General features: G+C 70.0%; 1 protein-coding gene. It reads right to left on the bottom strand.

Going from position 1 to position 1,458, the window contains the following annotated elements; translation table 11 throughout:
* Window positions 1-24 precede the first annotated feature (24 nt).
* Window positions 25-1,278: an ISL3 family transposase gene (locus HDC31_RS19985; RefSeq protein ID WP_067162857.1), complete on the bottom strand. Its 1,254-nt coding sequence runs from the start codon at window positions 1,276-1,278 to the stop codon at window positions 25-27.
* Between the last annotated feature and the right edge of the window lie 180 nt (window positions 1,279-1,458).

Raw genomic sequence — 1,458 nt, 5'->3', positions numbered from 1 at the left:
GGCTCTTCGGACATCCGGTGGGGGTCATGGGGTGAGTCCGCCGGCGGCGAGGAGCATGCGGAGCCGGTAGTTGTGCCGGTTGCGGTAGCCGCGGGCGAGGCGGCGGTGGAGCTCGATGATCCCGTTCACGGCCTCGGTGCCACCGTTCGATGATCGCCCCGTCGTGAAGTACGCCAGGAACGCGTCGCGCCAGCGGCGGAGGGTGCGGCCCAGTCGTGCGATCTCGGGGATCGGGCAGGTGTGGAACGTGTCGACGACTTGCTCAGCGATCCGCCGCCCCGCGGCCAGATCGCCCTGGTGGTAGGCGGAGCGGAGTTGCTGCGCGCACTGCCAAGCGACGAACACTTCGTCGTGCGCGGGGTCGGCTTCCATCGCCGCGGTCAGCCTCACCCGCTGCTTCTCGGTGAGGTTCTCGGCCCCGGCGCGCAGGATGGTCTGCACCCCGTAGAGCGGGTCGCCCTTGCGTCCGCGGTGCCCGAGGGTGTCTTGCTGAACGCGACGGCGGACCTCGTCGACCGCAGCGGTGCCGAGCTTCACAACGTGGAACGCGTCGAGGACGGCGACGGCGTCGTCGAGCTTGTCGTCGATCGCGGTCTTGTATCCGGCGAACGGATCCAACGCGGCGACCTTCACCTGCTTCCGGAACGCGTCGCCGCGCTCACCGAGCCAGGTCGCGTACGCCTTCCCGGATCGACCGGGCACCAGATCCAGCAGCCTGGCCCGCGTCTTCCCTTGGCTGTCGCGGGTGAGGTCGACCATCCCGGTCAGCTCCTTCGGCCCCCGTCGGCGCGGGTCGACGTGATGCCAGACGTGCTCGTCGACGCCGAGGCTGGTGACATTCTCGAACCGGGACTCGTCCGCCGCGAGCTTGACCAGTTCGGGTTCGACGGCCCGCCACACCGTCTTCCACGACGTCCCGAGCTGCCGGGCGAGTCCTTGGATGGTGGCGTGCTCGCGACGCAGCTGCCCGATCGCCCACGCGACGGCGCGCTTCGTGATCGACCCGCGCGGCGCGACCAGCGACGGGACCTGTTCCACGAACGTCTTCCGCGGACAGCCGGACTCGCCGCACCGCCACATCCGCTGCCGCCACACCACCCTCACCCGCGTCACACCCGGCACGTCATGCAGCACCCGAAGGCGCCGACCACGGCTCGTCACGAGCACGCCGCACCCCGGGCAGCCCGTCGGGGACGCCGGAGTCGAAACGGTCACCACAAGAAGTCCGTCGCGACGCTCGACGTGCTCGACATGGACACCGTCGAGGCCGAGAAGCAGGTCGCAGCGGGCACACGGACAGTCGGCGGGGCGCGCGTCAGCGCACCCCGAAGTAGGGTGAAGCACGTCGAGGTCCTCGGTCGGAATCAGAGAGTTAGCGCTTCTGATCCTCGGGGACCTCGACCCCTACCGCCGAATCACCGCCCGGCCACCCTCACCCCACCGGATGTCCGAAGAGCC

The sequence above is a fragment of the Microbacterium sp. JAI119 genome, from assembly GCF_013410135.1.
GTDB lineage: Bacteria > Actinomycetota > Actinomycetes > Actinomycetales > Microbacteriaceae > Microbacterium > Microbacterium oxydans.
This window is presented reverse-complemented; position numbering and strand designations above follow the sequence as displayed.